The organism is Arthrobacter sp. Soil761 (genome assembly GCF_001428325.1).
Lineage (GTDB): Bacteria > Actinomycetota > Actinomycetes > Actinomycetales > Micrococcaceae > Arthrobacter.
In genome coordinates this window covers 122,057-143,821 of record NZ_LMSF01000001.1, presented here as the reverse complement: position 1 = coordinate 143,821, position 21,765 = coordinate 122,057, and the positions used below count along the sequence as shown (strand labels likewise).

Sequence of the window (21,765 nt, the reverse complement as noted above, 5' to 3'; positions counted from 1 at the left end):
CCACCCTTAAAAATGTATGCTTTACGGGTGCGAGCCGTTGCCTATATCCGCAGATCCAAAGATCCCACCGAGGGCAACGCGTCGCTCGTCGACCAGCGTGCCTGGATTATGGCGGAAAGCCGGAAGCACCACCACACGGTCGCCAAGCACGACATCTTCGAAGAAGTCGTCAGTGCCTACCGCGACCGGCACCGCCCAGAGCGCGACCGCCTCGAAGGGGTCCTCGCCGAAGGCGACGTCAAGGCGCTCTACGTCCGGGACCTTGACCGGCTGGCACGTCGGTTGATGGACACCGCCCGCATCGTCGACACCTGCAACCGCCACAACGTCACGATCTACACCCATGACCGCGTGTTCGCCCCTCGATCGCCCGACACCATCCTGCTGATCTCCGTCCTCGGCGGCCTGGCGGAGACCGAGGCGGCGACCACGAGCAAGCGGCTGAAGCGCACCGCCGAGAACATCCGCCAGAAGGGCGGCTGGAACGGCCCTGCGCCGTACGGCTGGATGCGGCCCGAGCAGCGCAACGCCGACGGCGTGAAGACGCTGAAGCTGCACCCGGAGGAGAGCAAGACCGTCCGCCGAATCGTCGAATGGCGGCTCGACGGACTCTCCGTCGCCGAGATCGTCCGGGAGCTCAACCAGAAGGGTCTGACCAACCGCGAGGGCCGGCCGTTCCAATACCGCGCCGTCGCCTCGCTACTGCGCCATCCGCTCCTGGCCGGATACAACTCGCTCACGGCCAAGGCCGATGGACGCGGCGGCGGCCCAGGTCCGGACTTCCGCGACACGCGCAAGATCGTCATCGACAAGGATGGGCGTCCGGTCAAGAGTCATGAGGCGGTCTGCACGGAGGCCGAGTGGGAAACCCTGCGCCTGCTGATGAAGCCCCAACCGCTCAAGCGGACCCGGGCCCGCGCCGGAGGCCTTCCCCTGGTCGGCCTCGTCTACTGCGCCGGCTGCGGCACCAAGATGACCAGCAACAGGTCGATGGGTGAGTCGGGATCGTACGTGTGCAACGGACGGATGCGCGGCGCTGACTGCCCCGGCGTTGCAATCAACAGGGAAGCCCTGGAGCGCTTCATCCGCGACGTCGTCGCCGGATCGCTCGACAGCCCCGAGGTGATGGAGCTGCAGGCCGAGAGGCTGAACCAGGCCGCGGAAGGGAGCGCGAGCTCGGAGTTGTCCGAGCTCCACGAACAGGCTGATGCCCTGGGGGACTCCATCCTGATCCTGCGGGCCCAGATCAACACCGCGCCGGCCAGCGCGATGTCGGCACTGCTGAACCGCATCGGTGAGGAGGAGGCCCTCAAGGGCCAGATCGAGATGCGGATCTCGGAGAAGACCGAGGGGCGACCGAGGGCGATCCCCGACATCAGCGGGGCCGAGTTCCTCGAGCTCTCCGAGACGGAGCAGAAGTCGATCATCAGGGCCTTCCTCCGCAAGGTCGTGGTCTACGCCGACGACGGAAAGCGCGGGTCGGTCAAGGGGATGTTCGGCTCCCAGGGCACGAACCTGAGCCGGATCGGCTTCTGGTATCTCGGCGAAGCTGACGACCAGGAGCCGCGCCGCGGGGGCGGGTACTCGCTCATGCCCTCGAACGGCAGCTACCAGTGCCCCAAGTGCGAAGAACCCCGGACGTTCCGCTACCGGAACAACCTGCGCCACCACATGAACTACGCGCACCCGCAGCCAGTGCCGTGTCCTGAGTGCGGCCAGGAATTCCCTTTGCCCGGGCTGCCCAGCCACCGCCGCAACAAGCACGGGGTCAAGGGCTCACGCCAGTCGTGGAGCTGACTCTCGGGGACTAGGCGGCCCGACGGCGACCCAAGTGCGCAGGCTTGGCAGCCTCAGCTGCCTCCGCCCGCCGGATGGCCACCGAGGCCGCCACGGCGGCTCCGGCCTTGATGGCCTCCACCGGGATCGGGCGGACGGCGATCGCGGCTGCAGCTGCCGCCGAGATCTGCACTGGCCTGCGCGGGGAGGCAGATGCAGACGAAGCCACACCGCGTTCAGCGGTGGTGACCTGTCCTGTCATGACTGCCTGCCTCAGATAGCTGTGCTTTGAATGCCTATCGGCACTCTATCAACTAATGAGTCAGAGGATCAATCGAATGGAATCTGATACGAGTCGAATCGTCACACTCGGGGATGAGTCGACGAGATGGAGCGGGCTCAGGCCGCGGCAGCCCCGGTGTCGCTGATCCCGGCCAGCAGCCACTGCTCGGACAAAGGGTCGCGGCGCAGCTCGAAGGTTCGCAGCGCCGAAGTGGACGTCAACCGGACCTGAACCTGCCAGTGTTCGACGCTGATCAGGTCGCCGCTGCCCACCGGTGCCCGCTTGGCGGTGTTCCACCAGTCGGCACGGGTGAACCAGTGCACAGGTTCCGCGGCCACGGCCCAGATCCTGCCGTCATGCCTGACGGCCAGGGGAACCCCCTTCGCCGTGAAGCGGACCTCCACTGGAGCGTCCAGAGGTTTGCTATTTGATGCTGTTGCTGCCACGGGTCCGCTCTCCAAGATTCCTGTTAATCATTTCTTCCCGGCGGGTAACCGCCGAACTCCACACCCAGGTCCGGTACGTCACCGGCCCGTCCTTCCATGTCACTTCGACCGCTTTCGCTGTCCAGGCGAAGACCTCGCCGTCCACCAGTTCTGCGCAGTTCGGGAACCGGATCCATGCCTTGACGGGGATTCCGGGATACCCGTTCTTGGCCGGGAAATGTTCGAAGTCGAGCTCCTCCACGGTCAGCCCGATCGGGCCGGCCCGCCGCGCATACTGCGCTTGCAGTGCAGCGGCGAACTCTTCGGAGGACATAACACAACCTTAGAACACATATTCGAATAGGCGACCCACAAAGATGGCGGCTACGGCCGGCCGCCTCTCTCCCGGGAATCACCTTTGGTCCTGTTTTTCGATCCCCTGGGCACCAAGCTATAAAAGGGCTCCGACAACGTCCGGAACGGACTGATCCTGGTCCGCTGCCGGTTCGGCACAAAGCGGCGCAGTGTCCGACAATGGGGACATGCCAGCTGCTTCTGCCCCCTGCACCGTCCACCACCTCTACTCCACACCCGGTCACCTCCTCCCCGCGTGCGGTGTAACCCCCGGCCCCGACGGGTCCGAGTGGCACACCGGACACGACGCCGGGGTCCTGCAGGCGTTCTCCGCGCAGGGATCCGCGTGCTGCTCTCTGTGTCTGGAGTTGTCCCTGTCATCTCCTGACTGACATGTGCAAGGTGGTACAGGTGGTACGTGGTCTGCCATACTGGTAGAGAAAACAGGTATACGAGTGGAAATCCTGCTCAGCCCCGGCTGAGCAGATCGTCCGTCCAGGCGGGCGTGGATAGTCCAGCTTCGGCTCCCGGGCATGGCCTGGGAACGGGGGCTCGGGGAAACAGTTCTGAACTGTGGAGCCGAGACGCTGGACCTTCCGAACACTCATTGCCTGGACACAGAGCCAGGACGACAGGACCGACCAGAAGGACGAGAAGACCATGGACATCACCAGGACCGCACACGTGACGCGGACGAAGCTGGCCGCGACCGCTGCAGCCCTGGCATGCGCCGCGCTCGTGCTCAGCGGCTGCAGCAGCTCCGGCGGGGACGGGCGGTACTTCGCCACCTCGGAAGGACAGAACGGCGACATCGTCGTCGTGGACGGTGACCAGATCACCTACTTCGACACCGCCAGCCGCCAGGACCTCGCCTGCCACTCCATCAACTCCGTCCTCGACGACCCGAAGGCGGCCGCGGCGAAGGGCGAGCTCAAGGACGCCTACACCGTCCGCGGCACCGGCAAGATCAACGAGTCCAAGTCCTCCGTGGACTGGACCGAGGCTGGCCGCAGCACCACCGAGACCGGCTCGATCAGCTTCGGCAAGGACAAGTCGACCATGGAGTTCGTCTTCTCCAACGGCGTCAACGACGTCGTGCTCGTGCCAGTCGACAGCGAGCAGGGCAAGGCCGTCAAGACCAAGTACTGCGGCTGAGGAGGCTGACCCCTTGACTGCCCCGATCGACCTGCAGCACCGGAGCCCCGTGGACCACGCGTCCGCGGGGCTCTGCCTTTTCTCTCCCGGGATGCGCCCGCGCGCCAGACAGGATGCAGGAGGTCGGGCATGACGCTCATCGGACCGATCAGGTACTACAAGGGGCGGGTGGCGTACCCCAGCGACGAGCAGCTGCGCACGGCAAGAGCCACCTGGGATTTCGACGACATCCGCCGGCCGACGGACGATGTGGACTGCACGCACATCCAGCTGATCGAAGTCTCCGGCCGCAACGCGGGGGAGCGGCGGCAGCTCGAGGAGGAGAAACTCACACGCTTCTTCGACTACATCGGCACCCGGGCCGGCTTCCGGGTGCTCACCCACCAGAAGAAGCCGGACTCGGCCACTTCGGCCTTCGTTTCGCACGAGATCGTCTACGTCATCGAGTCCCGGCCGACCAGGGGGTACGCCAAGCTCACCCTGCGCTCGGAGCTGCCGCGCAGCGGGACCGCCGGTGCCGTCTCGGACATCTTCAGCGCCGAGGGAATCGACCGCATCTCGCGGATCTTCGACAAGGGCCCCCGGAGGGATTGAGGCCGGTGCTGCAGTACGACTGCCGCCCGACGGGAAAGGAAGACCCCGTGGACATCACGTCCACGGGGTCTTCTTGTGTCTGACTGGCTGGCAGTCCCGTATGAGCCCTACAGCCGTCCGCCCTTCAGGCGCAGCGCCCGGTACTCCTCGATCGTCTCCGGCGGCCGTCCGTACTTTGGCGCATGTGTCTCGACGAAATCGATCTCGGCCCAGGTGTCCCGGTGCCGGACCCGCGACCTGGCCAGCACGGCAAGCGCGGTTACTGAAACGACCACGTTGGCCAGCCACCACAAGATGGCGATGAGGACCGCAGCCTGGACCAGTCTCCGTTCAGAGGAGCCCGTCTGTGCTGCCAGGGCCGCCAGGGCCGTTGAACTACCCAAAGCCATGCACCCGAGCAGGAGCCCGGCCACCCAACCCTCCGTCGGCACCCGCCGGCGCGCCAGATCAGCGGGGCTGTCGCGATGGCGGACCAGCCGCAGCGCCTCGCGCAGGAAGAACACAGCAGCCAACGCGGCCAGGCAGTTCACCGCCAGCTCGCGCGCTCCCTCGAGCCACCAGCGCCCCGAGTGCCACCAGCCCAGCGGAAACTCGTCGCGCGCCTTGCCTCGCAGATTCATCCGTTCCATCCTTTCCCCCGTGGCAGGCAAAGGGCGGCGCACCCCTTGTCGGAGTGCGCCGCCCTCATCACCAACGATCAGTTCTTCGGGTCCTCAGCCGGCTTCCTCCGCGACACGGGACCGTCCGTGCGCTTCGGAGCCGGATCCGCCGTCCGCCGCGGCTGGGCCGGAGCCGGCTGCGACGGCTTCGGGGCCGGGGCCTTCGGAGCCTGAGCCGCCGGTGCCGATCGACGTCCGCTGCGTGGAGTCGGCTGGACACCCTGGCTGCCCTGAGTGCCTCCGGTAACCCGGCCACCGACACGGGGCTGGGTAGAAGCAGGAGCAGGAGCCGGGGCCTGCAGACGCTGACCGGACTGGCCCTGCGCCTGCGCCGGAGCGCCGGTGCGGGGCTGGATCGGAGCCTGCGGGCTGCGGCGCTGACTGCCGTTGGCCTGCGGGATACCGGGTCCCGCCTGCACAGCACGGGAGCCGGAACCCGCGTTGGCCTGCGGCTGCTGGCCTTCGGCGGCCCGCGTCGCCCGGGTGCCCGGAATCCCCGGGACCGCTGCGATGACGGGGTTCACCTGCGCGGGCCCGCCGGTACCAGCGGTGAAGCGCGGGCCCTGGCCCGAGGAGGCCGGAGCCGCCTGCTGTCCGGTGCCGAACTGCGTCGGTGCCGACTGGCCGGCGTCCGCCTTGCGGCCACCGCTGGTGTGCGCACCGCTATCGGTGCCGCCCGTGAGCCCGTCGCGCTTCTGGCCCTGACCCTGGCCATGGCCCTGCTGCCCGGTACCAGGAGCACCCTGCGCGCCGCCGAGCCCGAAGCTCGTCTGGCCGCCGGTGGCCTGGCCGCCCCGCGAGGAGGGACCCTGGCCGGTGCTGTAGCCGAGGTTCGACAGGCCGCCCTTGCCGCTCAAGGTCTGAGCAGTCTCCTTGTCGGAGCGGGAGCTCCCCGCCTTGCCGCCCGTGAGCTGCAGAGGACCGCCCTTGTCGCCCGGACCCTCGGGACCACCAGCGGACGGGCCGCGGCCGCCGCTGTCACCACCACCGCCGGGAACCGGACCGGGACCGGCGGGGCTGCCGCCGTCGGGGCCGGCTTCCGGACCGTCGTTCGGACCGGCGGCCAGGGCCAGTGCGCCCTTCCCGGCAGCAAGCGACTTCTGCTCACCGTTCAGGCCGCCGGCGTTGGTCGACGAGCCCTTGCCGCCACCGGGGGTGCCGCCGGGCTTCGTGGCCCCGCTGCCGCCGAGTTTGCCGCCGACGCCGGAGGCGAGCTTGTTACCCATGGCCATGCCCGCTCCGGCCCCGGCTCCCGCAGCCAGCGCGGGGAGCATGCTGCTCTTGTCCGGCTTCGGTGCGGTGTTGGTCTCGAGGAACTTGTCCACCAGCTTGGTGAACACCTCGTCCATCGCCTGCAGCACGACCTTGCGCACCCGCAGGAGCGCCAAGGTGATGCCGATGATCAGCAGCGAGGAGATCAGGGTCAGGATGACCACGATGATCCCGCCGAGCATGCCTGAGCCCCACAGGCCGTCCTGGGACATCCAGGCCGACACCGGTCCGGAGATGATGTCCGGGATGGAGATCAGCAGCTCCGAGACGAACTGGTAGATGAACAGCGTCACCAGCACCTCGAGGATCAGTGCGACGGAGTAGACGATCACCTTGCTGATCGCGGCGATCGCGCCCAGCGTGGCGAACGGCACCGCGGCCACGAGGCTGAAGGTGCGCTTGACCGCGCCCACCAGCATGCCGATGGCGTACCAGAAGCCGAGCAGGACCATGCTGCCCAGGACGACGCCGGCGTTCTGCCAGTACATGAACTTCGCCGGGCCCGTGCCGACCTGGCTGACCGCCATGTGGTCCTCGCGGGTCAGGCCGCTGGTGACGTTGTTCGAGCTGTACATCGTCATCGAGTCGGGGCCGAAGCCGGTGTTCAGGTAGTTGTACGCCGACAGCGCCGACATGTTGCAGGAAACCGGGGCGTTGTCCGCCCAGACCGAGAACCCACAGCCGTGCTTGGTGCCCTGGGTCGAGAAGCTCGTCGTGTTCCCGCCCGGGTTCGAGGAGGTCAGGCCCTTGCCGCCGACCGCCAGCACCGGGTGGTTGGTCGGGATGTAGTCCGACTCGCCGTGCCCGCCGAAGTTGTCGCTGTCACCGTAGGACTTCTTGTCGATGAACCACTCCTTCTTCACGTCGCTGTTGACCGGCAGGTTGGTGATCGCGCTCTTGATGCCCGACTCGAAGTCCGACGCCGATGTAATTTGGCCCGAGATGTAGCTGTTGAGCATGCCGAAGGTCTCGCCCACGGCGTTGAAGTCACCCGCCGGGCTGCCCTCCATGCCGACCAGGCTGTTCTTCCAGGCCGTCTCGGCATTGGTCGCACCGGGGCCCACGCTGATGTCGCGGAAGGTCGAACCGTGCGCCTGCTTGTTGATCGCCAGTGCCGTCGTGCGCACCGACATCATCGCGTTGTTGCTGGCCTGGCCGTTGTCCCAGGCGATAACGGCCTCATCAGGAACGCCGAGGCGGTCGTTCATCATCCAGGCCTCGAAGTCCACGTACGTGGAGAGCACCACGCGGGTCGGGCCGGCGTGCTGGCCCAGCAGCGAGTCATCGAACTTGTCCAGGACGCCGGTGTACATCGAACCCATCAGCGGAAGGCCCACGCCAATGAAGACGACGCGCACGACGAGCTTCTTGATCGCCGAGCCGCGGTCCATCTTCTTGAACAGCACCAGGCCAATAATCAGGAACCCGATGAAGAGCGGGACCAGCGCCTCCCAGGCGATGGACTGCAGCAGGCCGTACCAGCTTGCGATCCAGTGCTGCAGGCCCGCGAGGGCACCGCCGCCGGCCTGGCCACCGGTCATCCCGTCGGCGAGGTCCTGCTGGTGCGCGCTGTTCGTATTGCCGCCGGAGTCCGCGACGCCGGCGACCGCCTGGTAGAACCACATGAACGGGTTCAGCACCTTCAACAGCTGGATGATGAGATAGAACAGCGTGCCCACGGCCAGCGCCATCGCGTAGAGCAGCCAGATCGCGCCGCCGCCGATGAGCGACAGGATCTGTCCACCGATGCCCGAGGACATCGTGTCCAGGCCGAGGTCGGCGTTGGCCGCGCCGAAGTGGGCGTAGTCCACCATGCCGGAGTAGACGTTCTTTCCGCTGCCGCTGGCTGTCGCATTCAGCGTGTCGTACCCGATGGTCTGCGTGGAGCCCGTCGCCTCGGCGAAGAGCCAACCGACTACGTTGAAGAGGCTGAATTCGGAGTCGGCGTAGCCGAGCATGTCGCCGCCCGTCGCCGGGTCGGCGGTGATCGCCCGCCAGTCCTCGTTCATCCGATCCTCGGGCTTGTCCTTGCCTTCGGGAGAGTTCTCCTGACTGAAGTACGTCGAGGCATTCGACGCCAGCTGGTACAGCGAGTAATTGTCGCGGTCCTCGTCGTCGGCAGCGTGCGCCGATGGCGCGAACACCGTCATCAGCAGCGGCACAACCAGTGCCACGAGCAGCGACAGAGCCAGGACGCGCACCAGCCCGCCCCGGGCAGTCGCCGCGGCCCGGGCCCGCGCCGCGAGCGTGATGGTCCCGTTCATCTTTCCCTTCCTGTCTGTCGTGTCCGTGATGGCCGTCATGACTTACCCAGCTTCCACGGGGCCGTCCCGGCCTTCTTCATGGCCTTCCTGCGGTCGGCCCGCCCCACATGGTCCTCGGAGCGGTCCTCCTCGGACTCGACGCTCTGGCGGGCACTGGTGAGCTTCGCGCCGGGTGCCGGCTCGTCCTTCATCAGCTGGTCCATCCGGGCCGCCTCGTCGGCCTTGGCGGCCTCCAGACGAACCTGCCTGCGCTGGGCCTCGCGGAAGGGGTTGATCCCCAGCGCGAGGTCGAGGTGGAAGACCACGTTCGACACGTCCCGGCGCAGGTAGGTAAGGTTCTCGCCCTTGGTCGTGATGAGCTGGGCGAGGTCCGGCGGGATCTGCTGGTGCAGCTGCTTCTGGTACTCCGCCACCGTGCGGTCGCGCATCGGCCCGAAGAGCGTGTAGTCCGCGGCGTCGAACTTGTTGAAGTCCGAGTCCGCGAGCATCTTGTCCACGTCGTTGTAGCTGTAGACCACGCGGCCGCCGCGCTCGTGCATGTGGTCGAACTGGTCGTGCAGGTACTTCTTGACGCGGTCGTCAATCTGCTCGGTGCCGTGGATCACCACGGTGTCCCCGAGCCCGAGCTTGCCGACGGCGAAGCCGACGATGTTGACCAGCTGGGCCATGGCCACGCCCTTGCCGCGGCGCATCAGCCGCGAGAAGTCGTAGACCACGCGCCGGGCATCCCGGACCCCGTCCACGGCCGATGCCGTGTGGTTGTTGAACAGGTCGCCATTCGTGCTGAGCATCGTGTTCGCGATGCCGCGCAGCACGTTGTACGCGCGCAGCTGGTCGGGGTCGGTCTTGCTTGAGTTCAGCAGGGCCTTGTGCGCGGTGTCGAGGTACGAGACGAACATCTGCAGCCGCGGCACCTGCTGGTGCGGGATGTTGACCACGCGCAGGCGGTGCCGCTGGTCCTTGGCGTTGTGCCGCCACATGCCCTGCTCGACGTAGAAGTCGGTCGCCGTGTCCTCCAGCGCGGAGCGGATGATCGAGCCGATTGCCCCGTCCGTGGTCTCGTAGAGCTGCTCAAACATCAGCTTGAGCTTCTCCATCTGCGCGGCGAAGACCGTCAGTTCGTCGTCCTCGTCGCCGAACAGCTCGAAGGGGTTGACGTCACCGCGGTTCAGGTCCACGCGCGAGGTCAGCCGCTCGAAGTTCGGGCCGAGCTTGTCCAGGTCCGCCCCGTCCAGCACGAGGTGGACCACCGAGCCGTTGCCGAGCATGCAGGCCTGCGAGATCTTCGAGCACCACATGTTCGACACACGCTGGCGGTCCAGGTACTCGCTCAGGGTCGCGTCTGCCACGACAACGTGGTGCTCGTACCGGTTCACGTCCATGAGTACGGCCGAGTTGTTGACGTCGCCGACCATGTAGCCGACGTACTCGCCGCCCCGGTCGTTCAGGCCGTTAGTCACCAGCGAGTACGAACCCGCGAGCTCGGTCGAGGTGAAGTGGAAGCCCTTGCCGCGCTTCTTCTCGTTGTTCTTGAACAGGCCCGAGAGTTCCTGGCGCTGCTCGCCGGCGTACGCCGCAGCCTTCAGCGTGCCGAAGCGGTCGATGTACAGCCGCGTGACGCGGTCGACCGAGTCGTCCAGCGTCTCCAGGTCCGGAGCCTTGAGAAACAGGCGGTTGTGCACCGACAGGTAGCTCGCGCCGTCCTGGATCTCGCCGATGGTGACCTCAAGGTCGGAGGAGATCTTGGCGGCCTTGCGCTTGGAAGAGGTCGTGCCGGTCTCCTCCTGCTCGTTCGCGTCAAGGCGGTCGAGCTTCTCCGACTGCTTGGTGAACGAATCCACCCACTTCTCGTCCATCCGGCGCACCTGCTCCAGGACGACCGCGGTGACGCGCTCGTCGAGCCCGTCCGGGATCCGGTCGATGCCCCAGAACGCGGCGAAGTTGTCGTGCGCGGCGTCGTCGTGGAAGAACGCGAGCACGCACGCCACGGAACCGTCGACCTCGAAGTAGTCGGAGCGGAAGACGTACTTCTCCCGAGGCTTGAGCGCCAGCAGGTGCGGATACGAGTCGAACCGCCCCTCCAGCTTCTTCATCTCCTGGCGGCGCTGCCACCAGTTCTTGTTCGGCTCGGCCACCTCGGCCGGCTCAGCGGCGACCGCCGGCGCGGTCACCTCGGACGGCTCCGCCGTCCCGCCCGTGGCGGGATCGCCGTCGAGAGCGGCCTCCAGTTCATCCACGCCCGGCACGGCCGTCGCGTCCCCGCCCCGGGGCTTCTTCCCCGGAATGCCCAGCTGCGCGCGGGCCTTCGTCATCAGCGCCATGTCACCCTTCGTCCTTCCTTTGTTCGTCCAGCTCGGCCCGGTCAGTTCAGTGAGGCCTTGAGAGAGTGCAGGTCGTCCTCGATGCCCTGGTAGAAGACCCGCAGCATGGGCTCGGTCTCCTCGCGGTCGAGGACCGTAGCCTCCTTGATCATCAGCGCGGACCCCTCGACCTCGGACTGCAGCACCATGTGCGCCCGGCGCAGAGCGTCAGCGCTCTTGCCCTTGAGCAGCAGGTACTGGTGGATCGAGGTGAACTTGCCACCGACGTGCTGCGTGAGGATGTCATACTGCTCGTTCTGCAGCTCGATCAGGTCAGGGTCGCGGACCGCGAGGGCGTGGTTGCGGTGCTCGAGCGAGGCCACCTGGTGGTAGATCCGCTGCGGCTCCTTCGTGGTGACGAAGGCCCACTCGCAGTTCGTGTCGATCTTGCGCCAGAAGGCGTCGACCCGGTCCAGGATGCCGATGCGGTCCTCGTCGAAGAGCAGGTACGACGCTGAACCGACGACCAAGTAGACCTGCCCCTCACCGCCGTCGGAGAAGTGGATCCGGCCGTCCTCCTCGATGCCGTCGATACCGACGATCGAGTGGAAGTCGCTCGGGTCCGAGCTGCGGCGGGTGAAGACGTTGCGTGCCCGGGACGGGGCGTATGCCAGCAGGGCGGGCACGTTCATCGCCCGCAGCTCCTTGGTCTTGGTCATGCCGCCGAAGTAGACGATCAGTGCCAGGCCCCAGATGACGAAGAGCGTGATGAACACCGGACCCGAGCTCGCCACGAAGGTCTGCGTCACCGCCCACAGCAGCGCCAGCGCGCCCCCGCCGAAGAAGAACAGCTGCTTGATGGGGGAGGGCTTGGCCGCCCAGCCGCCCTTGCTGAGCGTGATCTCGTGGTCGAGGAACGACCTGTTGAGGCTCGTCGGCACCTTGTACGACATCTTCGCCATGAATCTCTCCCTGCTGCCACCACTGATTTGTCTGCGCCTGTCCGAATGCCCTCATAGATGAGGGATACATGACCACTCTACCTTAGATAGACCTATCGAATCGAGCGCGACTGACGCAAGAATGGCACCGCCCAGCGACTCGGACGTGCGATCCGATGCCGTCGGGCGGTACCGTGGCGTGCTGATTTAAGTGGACGGGCAGTCTATCGGACTGGCATCCGAATAATCATTCAGGAACGAGTCCGCGCAACCTCAGCCGAAGGAGGGGACGAGCTTCTTCTTGCCGCCCTCGTTCCTCCACTGAAGCTCGGCGTCGAACTTCTTTCCCTTGCTCGAGGTGAAGCCCGTACCCTTGATCGTCTTGCCCGCGGCCAGTGCCGCGAGCTGGTCGTCGGTGAAGGCAACCCCGCACCAGCTCTTCGGCGGGGAGTCCAGGGAGGCCTCGAAGTCAGGCACGATCTTCTTACCCTCACCCTTCTTCTCCTCGCGGAAGAAGACCTTGCACTGGAAGCGGTTGCCCTTCTTTGAGACGAAGTCGCTTGACTCGACGCCCTCGCCAACCATGAGGCGGTCGATCTCCTCGGGCGTAAAGGTGTAGTGGCACCAGGACGCCGGCGGCAGCGCGTTGCCGCTGGCGTCGCGCCGGCCGAAGCCGAGCTTCTGGAACCCGACGAAAGTCCGGCCCTTGAAGGTGCCCTCGCCAAGCTCGCCGAAGACCTCATAGGCCTTGCCCGTGGTGCTCTTCGCCGAAAACTCGATCGTCTCCCCGGCCAGCAGCCGGGCGACCTCGTCGTCGGTGAAGCGGTGGCCGCCCCACTCACGCGCGAACACCACATCCTTGCCCGTCTTGGCCCAGGTGCCCTGCGCCCGCTCCTTCCGGGTGACGGCCTCCTCCTTGAGCCCCAGTGCGGAGCGCATCGTCGCGGCGTTCTTCTGCATGGTCGCGATGTCCTCGCGCACCCAGTCGGCCACGACCGCGAGGCGCTCCTCTGCGCTCGGGCCGGTGCCTACGGCAATCTCCTTCATATCGGCATAGACCTTCTCGGTCAGCGCCAGGTCGCCGATCCGGGTGCCCGGAAGCAGCCGCCAGCTCATGTCCCCGGCCTCGGCGAGGGTGAGCTTGCGGCCCTTCTCCAGCAGCAGCGGGTACTTCGTCTTCGTCGAGGTCACCTCGGAGTACGTCGAGGTCCGGGTGGCACCCGTGCCCACGTCGCGCTTCTCCAGCTGCTTCATCAGCCACTTCATGCTCGGGTGCTCGGGGCGCTTGTTCGCACCCTCGAAGACGAAGGGCTCAGCGTTGGTGCCCAGGCCCTTGGCCGACTCGTTCTCGTCGCCCTCGGCGGTGTCGTCGCCGGCGTCCGGATCGAACACCGCCTTCCAGCCCGCCGACATGGGCACGTTGGCGATGCCCACGAAGTCCGGATAGTCCTTGACGTGGCCCTTCTGCTGCTCGTAGACGTAGTCCTCGGCAATCATCGCCAGGTAGTTCTTGCCCAGGGTCTCGTAGATCAGGCGGCCGGCCTTGCCGAAACGCTGCTCGACGTCGTCCAGCGAGGACGGCACCTTCGGGCCGGGACGGTTCGCACCGTGCGCCCCCTGCGGCTTCACGTGGGCCTTGCGCGGCTCGCGGTGCGTCAGATGCTTGCGATCCACCCCGACCACGCCGGCGATCTTGTCCACCAGAGGCGCAAGCTCGTTGAACTGCTCAGGCGTGATCGTTTTGTCCTCGGTGCGCGGGTAGCTCACGACCTGGGCCTCGTACATGGACTGGTAGGTCGAGAGCACCAGCTGGGCCCTGATTCCCTTGCCGACCAGGATGGACGAGAGTGCGGCCAGGTCCAGCAGCTTCGGTGGCGGGGTCTGTTTCGTCGCCTTGCCGTCGAGCACGACGGGGGAGGGGTCGTACTGGTTCGGCACCTGGTCCTTCTGGTCGAACCGCGGCTCCTCCGGGTTCGTGTACATCACGTCGTTCTCGTCACGGAACCGGTTCTGGAAGAACGGCTTCTTGACGTAGTCGTTATACGCCTTCAGCTGGTCGCCGACGAGCTTGACCATCGCCGACTTCAGCCGGCCCTGGCGCAGCACCATGTCCTGCCCGGACTGGCGGGCCATGTTCGTGGCGATGCGGGTGAACTGCATCGAGAGCAGGTCGAACTGTGAGCGGTAGCGCGCCTTGCGGTACTCGTCGAAGTCCAGGAGTGACGGAATGACCTTGCGCGCGGCGAAGGCCTTCTGCAGCGAGGCCGGAGCCTCATCAGTGAAGTACATGCGCGACCACTTGCCCGGCTTCAGCCCCAACTCGAGGAAGGCATTGACCGCGATCATGCCGCCCTCGCCCGTGGGGTCGACGTCGGTGGCGATCGCGATCTCGTCGCACTTGCCCAGGGTCCGCTTCACGTCCGCGGCGACAGCGCTCGCGTTCTTGATCACCTCCAGGCTCCAGTCCAGCTGCTGAGGGTCCCAGGGCAGGTTGCCCAGGTCCCAGGTCCGGTACTTCCCGGCCACGTCCGGATCCGCCACCATCCGGTGCGGATCGACGAACTCGTACAGGTGCCCCCGGGCGTGGGCGATGACGAACTGCTCCCCGTTGTACGTGCCGTTCATGCCGCCGAGGGCTGCAGCGAAGTGCCGCGCCGCGCTCGGCTTCTCGGTGAGGATCCCGACAACCATCATGACTCCCTTTCGTCGGTGACTCATAAACCAGTCGACTCATAAATCAGTCACAAGTCTATCGATAGAATGAGTTGAATGGCGAGTCTAAGCGAGTCGCGCAGCGAGTCGAATGGGAGCGGCGAGACCCGCGCCGGCACGCCGGTCAGAGAGGGCCTGGATCATTCACGGCGACCCCGGATCGAGGTAACGTCTATAGAGTCGCCACCCGCTCACGCCCGACCCAGGAGCACGAATCCCATGGCCCTCGACCACGCTTTCCTGCGCACACCACAGGACTTCAGCAGCATGCTCATCGAGATGCAGGAGGGCAGCTGGCCGCCGGACGAGGCGGACATCATCCGTATCGCCCAGGGGTGCTCGATGCTGATCGAGTGCATCGATGCCTGGGAGAGCGCCACGCACGGCAAGAACGTCTTCGACGTCGCCCGCGGAGAGATCTGCACGGCCGACGTACGGCGGCTCCTCGCCCAGGAGGTCTCACTGAGCTACGAGGGCGACGTCGCGGTGCTGCTGGTGCCGCCTGCGGACGAACGTGTGCGCGTGGAAATCCGTGCCGACGTCGACGAATACCAGGGCCTGCTGCGCCGTCCGGAGATGGTCCTGGATTGGGAGCAGGATGGTAAGCAGCACGAGCACTACATCTCACTCAAGCCCAAGGGCGCGCACTGGTACATGCTGTCGCAGCTGCGTGACGACATGAAGGAAGGCCGGCTCACCGTCCGGTCCTAGCTCCGCCTCAGCCGCGCCAGAGCTCGAGCGACTCCCAGCCCACAGGCGCGCCCATCGACTCGATGGTCAGGGCGTGTGAGACCGGGAATTGGCGAAGCAGAGCCGCCAGCCGACCGGACCAACCGGTGTCCGGGTCGATGGCGCGCAGCAGGTACGCGATTACGGCCAGGGCGTTGTACGTGCCGAAGACACCCTTGGCGGTCTGCTCATCGCGCAGGTGGTCCAGCACCGGCACCACTCCGACCTTCGGCCGCGACGGCGCGTTCTGGAGCTTGCGGTTGAACAGTCGGGCATGGTGGGCAGCGACGTTCCGCACGTAGTTCAGGCTGGCGAGCCAGCTGATCATGACCTTCTTCGTCGGCACGCCGAACTCACGGGCAATCTCCTCGGCATCCTGCTGGTGCATGCCGCGGTAAAGCACGCACAGGTGTCCCAGCTCAAGGATCTCCGTCAGCGCCCACACCGGCATCCTGTCGTCGTACTTCTGCCTGAAGTGCTCCACGAACTGCTCGTCGGAGCTGGCCCGCCGCTCGTTGACGCGCTGGAGCCAACGCACATGCGGGCTCGGCGCGGGATCCCGCACATCGGTGCTCTCGGCTGTGAAGGCCTCGGTGAAGCACTCCGGGTCCTCGTAGGCGAAAGGGGACCGGCGGCCGAGGACATAGCCGATCCGCATCCGCGCGGCGACCTCGATGCGTTCGACGCCGTCCATGACGAGCATGCGCAGCTGCCGGTCGAAGTCGATGATCTCCTCAGCGTGGCGCAACGTCGTGCCCGGCCGGTAGCCGCTGAGCACCCGGATGCGGGAGCGCCCGTCCTCGTCGGCGTAGCGCTCGGACTCGCGGAAGGGGTAGAGGTAGCCGGTGAGGCGGTAGTAGCCGACGGCACCCAGCAGCACGGCTGCCCGGTCCCCGACGTCGGCCCCGTGCCACGCCAGCCGGTCGATCTGCGCGTCGACCGACAGCCATGGCTTCGCGTACTCCGCCACGTTCCTCCCCCTGAAAAGAAAATCAGCCCGCGCCTTGCGGCAACGGGCTGATCGTGATGGCTATAAAGTAGCACGGATCGTCTGTCCATGCATCGCTGATGCTGTACGGCGCTGATCACCGTCCGGGCGGCAGCGCGACGCCCAGACGAACCCGGTAGGCCTTCAGGACCTTGCCGAGCGTCTTCAGGTTCTCCGGATGGTCTACACCGGACTCCAGCTCCCTGATCCGGATCGGACGGACGCCGGCGACCTCGGCGACCTGCTTGTGGGAGGCCTTCCCCCGGAGCTTGACCAACAGGTCCGGCAGGTCCTCGTCAAGGTCCTCGAACATGCGGAACTTCTCGGCGGTCCCCATGCGGGTATGACCCAGGTGCCAGTGGCCACAGTGTCCACAGCTGTACCAGCTCGTCGAGGGATCCTCGCGGAGCCGGTCCGGAATCTCGCCCTCGCTGCGGTAGCGGCGCTTGAAGACCTTCTTCCCTTCGCGCATGGTCGTGCACTCGCGCGGGGCGTCCTCGGCCCGGGAGGCGGGGTTGGACATCCCCGCGCACCGGGGAGCGCAGTACAGCCCGAGCAGCACCGGGTCCTGGGGACGCAGCGCCAGACCCTTGCCACACCCCTTGCACCGCTGTCTCTTCGGGAACAGCACCTCAGCCACGCCCGGCCTCCTTCATTTCTGCGTTGCCGGACCGGTCGTCGCGGCCCTCCTCAGCCTTCTTCCTGGCGCGCCTCTCGCGCGCCGCCGCCCGGATCCGGGCGCGGTAATCGGGGTCATCGCGGTACCGCTGCCGCTGCCGCTGCTTCTTGCGCTCGGCCCGCTGCGGGTCCGCGGCGATGTACCTGGCGCTGGCAGCAGCCTGGTCGGCCCGGAACTGCGGGTCCTGGCGGTACCGGCGGGAGTGGTCGCGCTTGCAGGGACGGCACACCCAGGTGCCGTCCTTGGCCCAGTAGCCGTTGTCGGCGTCCATCGTGTGCCCGCGGGCACAGGTACGGCTGCCCGGCCGGCGCAGCGGCTTGGCCCCCTTCTGCATGTGCCCGGGGTTGACGCAGGCACTGCGACCACAGGCCATCCGCAGGATCTCGTCCTGCGTCAGGGACCCGAGCCCGAGCTCCTGCTGCAGGGCCTCCCAGGCGTATCGGCGCGGCGTGGCCGAGGATCGGCCGTTCGACAGGCCGAAGCGGCCCGAGGCGGTCCAGACCCAGCAGCCTGTGCCGTCGAGCCTGCCCGCCTCCTTATCGACCTTCTCCCAGAACCGCTCGGCGTCGGTCGCTGTACTCCTGTGCGTGGCGGTGCTCACCGGATCGGCCGCCCTTCCCGCTCGCGCTCGAGCTTCGCCTGCTTCTTCGTCGCCTCCCGCACCCGGTCCCGGACGAAGACCGCGTCCTTGTGCGTGATCGGAGCCTCGTGGACATTGTGCGAGCCGCGCAGGAAGTTGCTCGTGCGGTCCGCGATCGAGTACGCGAGTGCCTGCTCGATCGCCGCGCTGGTCTCCTTTACCTCACCCAGCTGCCCGTGCAGCGCGGCCAGGCCTTGGGTCTGCTCACGGCCCATCTGCTCCAGGGCTTCCATGCGCGCCGCGATGCTGCCCAGCAGCGGATCACGGGAGCGGAACAGCTGCGCCGCGCGCCGGGTGGCAGCATCGGTCGCCAGTCCAAGGTCGAGCTGGGCCAGCAGAAAGGCCGTGACCAGGCTTGCCTGGCTCAACCGCTCGGTGAACTCGCGGGCCGCCGTGTCGCCGACGCCGAGCTCACGGACGGCCGCTGAGCGCAGCTGCTCCCGCAGCGCGCCGACGATGGCCTCGGGCAGGGCCCGGACGGCAGGCTGGCTCTTCACGCCGTCGAGCCGGAAGCCGCTCTGTGGCAACGACTCGCTGCCCTCGTCCCCTCCGCCGGAGCCGCCCCTGGCCGCCGCAGACTGCACGGCCTCCTGATGGTCGGTGTGCTGGAGCGGGACGGGCGGGAGGAGGTTGGCATCTTCCGGCGGCGACACCGGGAGGGCCGCGGGGTGTGCTTCGGCGTCTGCGTCGTCGTGCACCTGCGGCATCGCTGCTGTGTCCACGACGACGGCGTCGCTCTGGGCCGGGGGAGTGGCGCTGCCTGCTCCCGAGCCTCCCCGCTGGCCGGCACCGGTTTCCCGGTCAAGGTTCTCGGCGCTCTGCTGCGGGGCCTCATCCTTCTCCGGCGTGTCCTGCTCCGGCTCCGCCGGCTGTGCCCGTTCCTGGGCCCGCTTCAGGCCCTCGCTCCCGCCGGTCCGGTACGCATCGAGGAAGGACGTGTCGACGTCCATCAGCTCGTCGGTGGACGGCATGATCTCGTTCAGCCCCTGGCTCACGTCAGCTCCCCGTTCTCCTCGTCCAGCAGATAGTTGTCGCCCCTGGTCAGCCCGAGCAGGGAATCGAAGCCCATGGTCACGACCCGCTCGAGGTTGGCGTTGTTCGTCGAAAGCGCCTTGAGCTCGTCGACGACCTGGTTGATGCGCGCGGTGAGCAGATCAGGGATGTCGAAGTCGAGATTCTCGCGCCGGATCTTCTCGGCGATCGCCTCGGCGTAGTACTCGTTGGCGGAGGGGTAGCCGCGCCGCTGCGCCCAGTACTCCGCCCGCTGCTTCTCGTCCGAGGACAGGCGGGTAAAGACCCGCTCCCTGCGGTCGCTGCCGTTCTGGTCGGTGCTCGGTCCACCGGACCTGGTCGCAGCCCGCGCAGCGGGAGGCGCAGCCTTCGGCTCGTCGACGACGGTCATGTCTGGCCTCTCCTGTCATATTCGACTGATGTACGAGTCCATTCTAACGTCATTCGAATGCCTGTCACGAATGATTGGGCAATGACTTGTGACAGACCTTTGGGAGAGGTCGGGCAGAGAGGTAGGGTCATCTGCGTCACCCGGTCAGCGCCTGATCGCGTGTCCCAGGCGGCCTCGGTTCCTCGACCCCAAGGCCGGGGCCGCTGGACGTTGGTTCGCACCTCCCGTTCGTGGGAAAAAGAGAAGGCCCCGACGCGCATGAAGCGCACCGGGGCCTTTATTCCTGGCTGCCGTCCCAGAGCCCAGGCCTGTCCAGTCCGCCCGGCATTTTGCTCCACGTTGCGCGCCGTTCCCGCCCGGGCGTACGATTCCATCGAACATATGTTCGAAAAGGAAGTGGACATGCAGGCCTCGCAGCCAGAACCGTTGGCGCTCGACGAGCCGCTGATACTCCCGTTTGCGCCGGAAGCCGTCGCCTGCGGCTTCCCCAGCCCTGCAGAGGGATATTGGTCGGGGGACCTCGATCTTGTCCAGCACCTGGTCCGGGACCCAACCTGCACATTCGTCTGGCGTGCAGCCGGCCATTCCATGACCGGAGCCGGAATCAATGACGGCGACCTGCTGCTCGTGGACCGGGGGATCGATCCCGTTCCGGGCAAGATTGTGATCGCCGTCGTTGACGGCGAATACACCGTCAAGCGGCTGGACGTCATCCAAGGACGTACCGTTCTCGTGGCAGAGAACCTCGACTATGCGGACATCGTTCTCCACGAACACACGGAGATGTCAGTCTGGGGCGTGGTCACATGGATTCTGTCTCCTGCGAAAATCAAACGTGGTGTCAGACCCCGCCTATAGTCTCCAGCCGTGGCAATGACGACTCTGACCCCAGCACCCGATCAAATCGCTCTCGTAGACTGCGTCTCCTTTTACGCCAACGCGGAGCGTGTCTTCGACCCCACGCTGCATGACCGGCCGACCCTTGTCCTCTCGAACAATGACGGCTGTGTGGTTGCCGCGTGCCCGCTGGTGAAGGAGCTCGATCCTGACATCATGGGCAAGCCGTGGTTCAAGATCCGCGGCTGGTGCCAGGCCAAGGGCGTCGAAGCCAGGTCATCGAACTATGAGCTCTATGGCTCGCTGAGTGCACGGGTTGCCACCATTCTGGGCCGCTTCAGTGCGTGGCAGGAAGTGTATTCGATCGACGAAAGCTGGCTGAAGCTGCGGGGGGCTCCTGAAGAACTCGAATCACGGGGACAGGAGATCCGACGGACTGTCCTCCAGCTGACCGGAATTCCTGTCCGCGTCGCGATCGGTCCCACGAAGACCCTCGCCAAGGTAGCGGCTCTCGGCATCAAGAAAAACCCCGCGTTCAATGGTGTTCTCGATCTCCGGCGGTTTTCGGAGGAGCAGCTTGACCGGATCCTTGACTCCCTCCATGTGACTGACCTCTGGGGCGTCGCCGGGCGTAACGGCAAGCGCCTGGCTGCGCTCGGCATCCACACGGCCAGAGAACTGCGCGACGCTGATGCCAAATGGCTCCGCAAACGGTTCTCCGTCGTCATGGAAAGAACCATCCTGGAGCTGCGCGGGCAAAAATGCATCGAGCTGGAGACCCAGCCGCCGGCTGCCAAGGACCAGCTGATCTATTCCAGGAGCTTCTCGCGCAAGCTTACGGACCCTGACGAGATGCATCAGGTTCTGTCGATCTACGCCCAGCGGGTCTCAGCACGTCTTCGGGCCCAGGGGTCCGTCGCCGGCGTGCTCTCGGTGTGGGCTTCGACCGGCTGGGCCGACGAAGGAACCGTCCCGCATTCAGCCCACCGGGCTGTTCCGCTGGCCATGCCGACCGATGACCCGATCGCGCTTACGAAAGCTGCCAGTGTGATCCTGCCTGATCTGTTTCCGACCGCCGGTATCCGCTACGCCCGTGCAGGAGTTGTACTCACGGGACTGCGCGCGGGTGACGGCGTTCAGTTCCTACCTGTGTTCCAATCCGAATTCGAAGATCGGGGAGTAGGGAAGGTACTTGACGAAATCACGAGAAAGCTCGGCGCGCAGGCAGTGGGTGTGGGCCTGGGTGGCATGAAGACCCCGCCGGCGTGGGAGATGAAGCGCGCCATGCTCTCGAAGCGCTGCACGACCCACTGGGACGAGCTGCCGGTCGCTGTGGCATAGCGGGGTAAGGGAAGCGCAGGACCTCAACAGCACCCGCGCCGGCAGCAAACTCGAGCAGCGACCTGCCACATTAAAGCGCGGCTTCGAGTTCCTCCGAGGAATACCCGAACATGTAATCCTCATCCTTACCGTGTGAGGCCCAGATCTGAGCTGCATCGTAAACACTCAGCGCCTCGCTGTCGTCATCGTCATCGTCATCGTCATCTAGACCGTAGCGACACTCAAGGCAGTACATCTCGGAGTAAACAAACTTTTTCACCAGGGGCGTCCCACAGTTGGGGCACGGGGGCGTTTCACCCTCGTAGACATCGATCTCGTCCCAGCTTTTTTCCTTCTTCGCAAGGAAATCAAAGATACCCAAAGGCCCTACCGTCCCAATACGTCCCGCCGAAGCCGTTTCTGATATGACATAAA

Annotated in this window: 20 protein-coding genes; 6 read left to right on the top strand and 14 right to left on the bottom strand. The window is 66.2% G+C overall.

From position 1 onward, the window contains the following. The first annotated feature begins 27 nt into the window (after positions 1–27). Positions 28–1,797, top strand: coding sequence for a recombinase family protein (locus ASG79_RS00735; RefSeq protein ID WP_160141484.1), 1,770 nt, complete (start codon positions 28–30; stop codon positions 1,795–1,797). 10 nt (positions 1,798–1,807) lie between these two features. On the opposite strand, the gene ASG79_RS00730 is transcribed toward ASG79_RS00735, so the two are convergent. The 3 genes from ASG79_RS00730 to ASG79_RS00720 form a co-directional block, all read right to left on the bottom strand. Then, complete coding sequence (locus ASG79_RS00730) at positions 1,808–2,038, bottom strand: hypothetical protein (RefSeq protein ID WP_056387702.1); 231 nt, start codon at positions 2,036–2,038, stop codon at positions 1,808–1,810. Positions 2,039–2,175: 137 nt separating this feature from the next. After that, positions 2,176–2,463: a hypothetical protein gene (locus tag ASG79_RS00725; RefSeq protein ID WP_056387699.1), complete on the bottom strand. Its 288-nt coding sequence runs from the start codon at positions 2,461–2,463 to the stop codon at positions 2,176–2,178. 19 nt (positions 2,464–2,482) lie between these two features. Further along, positions 2,483–2,818, bottom strand: coding sequence for a hypothetical protein (locus tag ASG79_RS00720; protein ID WP_056387696.1), 336 nt, complete (start codon positions 2,816–2,818; stop codon positions 2,483–2,485). A 593-nt stretch (positions 2,819–3,411) separates the two neighbouring features. On the opposite strand from ASG79_RS00720, the gene ASG79_RS00715 reads away from it, so the two are divergent. Further along, the gene (locus tag ASG79_RS00715; RefSeq protein WP_071416348.1) at positions 3,412–3,993 is read left to right on the top strand and encodes a hypothetical protein; all 582 of its coding nucleotides are present in this window, start codon (positions 3,412–3,414) and stop codon (positions 3,991–3,993) included. 129 nt (positions 3,994–4,122) lie between these two features. Then, entirely contained in the window at positions 4,123–4,587 is a 465-nt protein-coding gene (locus ASG79_RS00710) for a hypothetical protein (RefSeq protein ID WP_056387689.1), read from the top strand. Positions 4,588–4,694: 107 nt separating this feature from the next. Here ASG79_RS00710 and ASG79_RS00705 read toward each other — a convergent pair whose 3' ends face one another. The 5 genes from ASG79_RS00705 to ASG79_RS00685 form a co-directional block, all read right to left on the bottom strand. Beyond that, positions 4,695–5,207 (bottom strand): hypothetical protein, encoded by a 513-nt coding sequence (locus tag ASG79_RS00705; protein WP_056387685.1) that lies wholly within the window; start codon positions 5,205–5,207, stop codon positions 4,695–4,697. A 77-nt stretch (positions 5,208–5,284) separates the two neighbouring features. Then, complete coding sequence (locus ASG79_RS00700) at positions 5,285–8,821, bottom strand: hypothetical protein (protein WP_056387683.1); 3,537 nt, start codon at positions 8,819–8,821, stop codon at positions 5,285–5,287. Further along, positions 8,818–11,103, bottom strand: a complete 2,286-nt coding sequence (locus ASG79_RS00695) for a hypothetical protein (protein ID WP_056387679.1) — start codon at positions 11,101–11,103, stop codon at positions 8,818–8,820. The genes ASG79_RS00700 and ASG79_RS00695 overlap by 4 nt, the downstream gene beginning before the upstream one ends. A gap of 41 nt (positions 11,104–11,144) precedes the next feature. After that, positions 11,145–12,044 (bottom strand): hypothetical protein, encoded by a 900-nt coding sequence (locus ASG79_RS00690; protein WP_056387676.1) that lies wholly within the window; start codon positions 12,042–12,044, stop codon positions 11,145–11,147. A 252-nt stretch (positions 12,045–12,296) separates the two neighbouring features. Then, positions 12,297–14,741: a type IA DNA topoisomerase gene (locus ASG79_RS00685; RefSeq protein WP_200953127.1), complete on the bottom strand. Its 2,445-nt coding sequence runs from the start codon at positions 14,739–14,741 to the stop codon at positions 12,297–12,299. Positions 14,742–14,954: 213 nt separating this feature from the next. On the opposite strand from ASG79_RS00685, the gene ASG79_RS00680 reads away from it, so the two are divergent. Continuing rightward, positions 14,955–15,446 (top strand): hypothetical protein, encoded by a 492-nt coding sequence (locus ASG79_RS00680; protein ID WP_056387674.1) that lies wholly within the window; start codon positions 14,955–14,957, stop codon positions 15,444–15,446. Between the two features lie 7 nt (positions 15,447–15,453). Here the strand turns inward: ASG79_RS00680 and ASG79_RS00675 are convergent, their stop codons facing one another. From ASG79_RS00675 to ASG79_RS00655, 5 genes are all read right to left on the bottom strand, one after another. Beyond that, complete coding sequence (locus ASG79_RS00675) at positions 15,454–16,434, bottom strand: Abi family protein (RefSeq protein ID WP_056387671.1); 981 nt, start codon at positions 16,432–16,434, stop codon at positions 15,454–15,456. Positions 16,435–16,549: 115 nt separating this feature from the next. Then, complete coding sequence (locus ASG79_RS00670; protein WP_142133547.1) at positions 16,550–16,975, bottom strand: helix-turn-helix domain-containing protein; 426 nt, start codon at positions 16,973–16,975, stop codon at positions 16,550–16,552. A gap of 109 nt (positions 16,976–17,084) precedes the next feature. Next, positions 17,085–17,732 carry a hypothetical protein gene (locus ASG79_RS00665; protein ID WP_056387666.1) on the bottom strand — a complete coding sequence of 216 codons (648 nt, stop codon included), beginning with the start codon at positions 17,730–17,732 and terminating at the stop codon, positions 17,085–17,087. Next, positions 17,729–18,766, bottom strand: a complete 1,038-nt coding sequence (locus ASG79_RS00660) for a hypothetical protein (RefSeq protein WP_056387663.1) — start codon at positions 18,764–18,766, stop codon at positions 17,729–17,731. The genes ASG79_RS00665 and ASG79_RS00660 overlap by 4 nt, the downstream gene beginning before the upstream one ends. Beyond that, entirely contained in the window at positions 18,763–19,173 is a 411-nt protein-coding gene (locus ASG79_RS00655) for a hypothetical protein (RefSeq protein ID WP_056387660.1), read from the bottom strand. The genes ASG79_RS00660 and ASG79_RS00655 overlap by 4 nt, the downstream gene beginning before the upstream one ends. Positions 19,174–19,554: 381 nt before the next feature. Here ASG79_RS00655 and ASG79_RS00650 point away from each other — a divergent pair, with 381 nt between their 5' ends. Both ASG79_RS00650 and ASG79_RS00645 read left to right on the top strand, forming a co-directional pair. Further along, positions 19,555–20,031, top strand: a complete 477-nt coding sequence (locus tag ASG79_RS00650; protein WP_235009458.1) for a LexA family protein — start codon at positions 19,555–19,557, stop codon at positions 20,029–20,031. Positions 20,032–20,046: 15 nt separating this feature from the next. Further along, positions 20,047–21,351: a Y-family DNA polymerase gene (locus tag ASG79_RS00645; protein ID WP_082581623.1), complete on the top strand. Its 1,305-nt coding sequence runs from the start codon at positions 20,047–20,049 to the stop codon at positions 21,349–21,351. A gap of 70 nt (positions 21,352–21,421) precedes the next feature. On the opposite strand, the gene ASG79_RS00640 is transcribed toward ASG79_RS00645, so the two are convergent. Continuing rightward, positions 21,422–21,712 carry a hypothetical protein gene (locus ASG79_RS00640; RefSeq protein ID WP_056387658.1) on the bottom strand — a complete coding sequence of 97 codons (291 nt, stop codon included), beginning with the start codon at positions 21,710–21,712 and terminating at the stop codon, positions 21,422–21,424. Positions 21,713–21,765: the final 53 nt, after the last annotated feature.

Excerpts from the sequence above, each read along its gene's own strand:
- ASG79_RS00730 (WP_056387702.1), bottom strand. The coding sequence starts at position 2,038 with ATGACAGGACAGGTCACCACCGCTGAACGCGGTGTGGCTTCGTCTGCA.
- ASG79_RS00720 (WP_056387696.1), bottom strand. The coding sequence starts at position 2,818 with ATGTCCTCCGAAGAGTTCGCCGCTGCACTGCAAGCGCAGTATGCGCGG.
- ASG79_RS00710 (WP_056387689.1), top strand. The coding sequence starts at position 4,123 with ATGACGCTCATCGGACCGATCAGGTACTACAAGGGGCGGGTGGCGTAC.
- ASG79_RS00705 (WP_056387685.1), bottom strand. The coding sequence starts at position 5,207 with ATGAATCTGCGAGGCAAGGCGCGCGACGAGTTTCCGCTGGGCTGGTGG.
- ASG79_RS00700 (WP_056387683.1), bottom strand. The coding sequence starts at position 8,821 with ATGACGGCCATCACGGACACGACAGACAGGAAGGGAAAGATGAACGGG.
- ASG79_RS00695 (WP_056387679.1), bottom strand. The coding sequence starts at position 11,103 with ATGGCGCTGATGACGAAGGCCCGCGCGCAGCTGGGCATTCCGGGGAAG.
- ASG79_RS00690 (WP_056387676.1), bottom strand. The coding sequence starts at position 12,044 with ATGGCGAAGATGTCGTACAAGGTGCCGACGAGCCTCAACAGGTCGTTC.
- ASG79_RS00685 (WP_200953127.1), bottom strand. The coding sequence starts at position 14,741 with ATGAGTCACCGACGAAAGGGAGTCATGATGGTTGTCGGGATCCTCACC.
- ASG79_RS00680 (WP_056387674.1), top strand. The coding sequence starts at position 14,955 with ATGGCCCTCGACCACGCTTTCCTGCGCACACCACAGGACTTCAGCAGC.
- ASG79_RS00670 (WP_142133547.1), bottom strand. The coding sequence starts at position 16,975 with ATGTCCAACCCCGCCTCCCGGGCCGAGGACGCCCCGCGCGAGTGCACG.
- ASG79_RS00655 (WP_056387660.1), bottom strand. The coding sequence starts at position 19,173 with ATGACCGTCGTCGACGAGCCGAAGGCTGCGCCTCCCGCTGCGCGGGCT.
- ASG79_RS00650 (WP_235009458.1), top strand. The coding sequence starts at position 19,555 with ATGTTCGAAAAGGAAGTGGACATGCAGGCCTCGCAGCCAGAACCGTTG.
- ASG79_RS00645 (WP_082581623.1), top strand. The coding sequence starts at position 20,047 with ATGACGACTCTGACCCCAGCACCCGATCAAATCGCTCTCGTAGACTGC.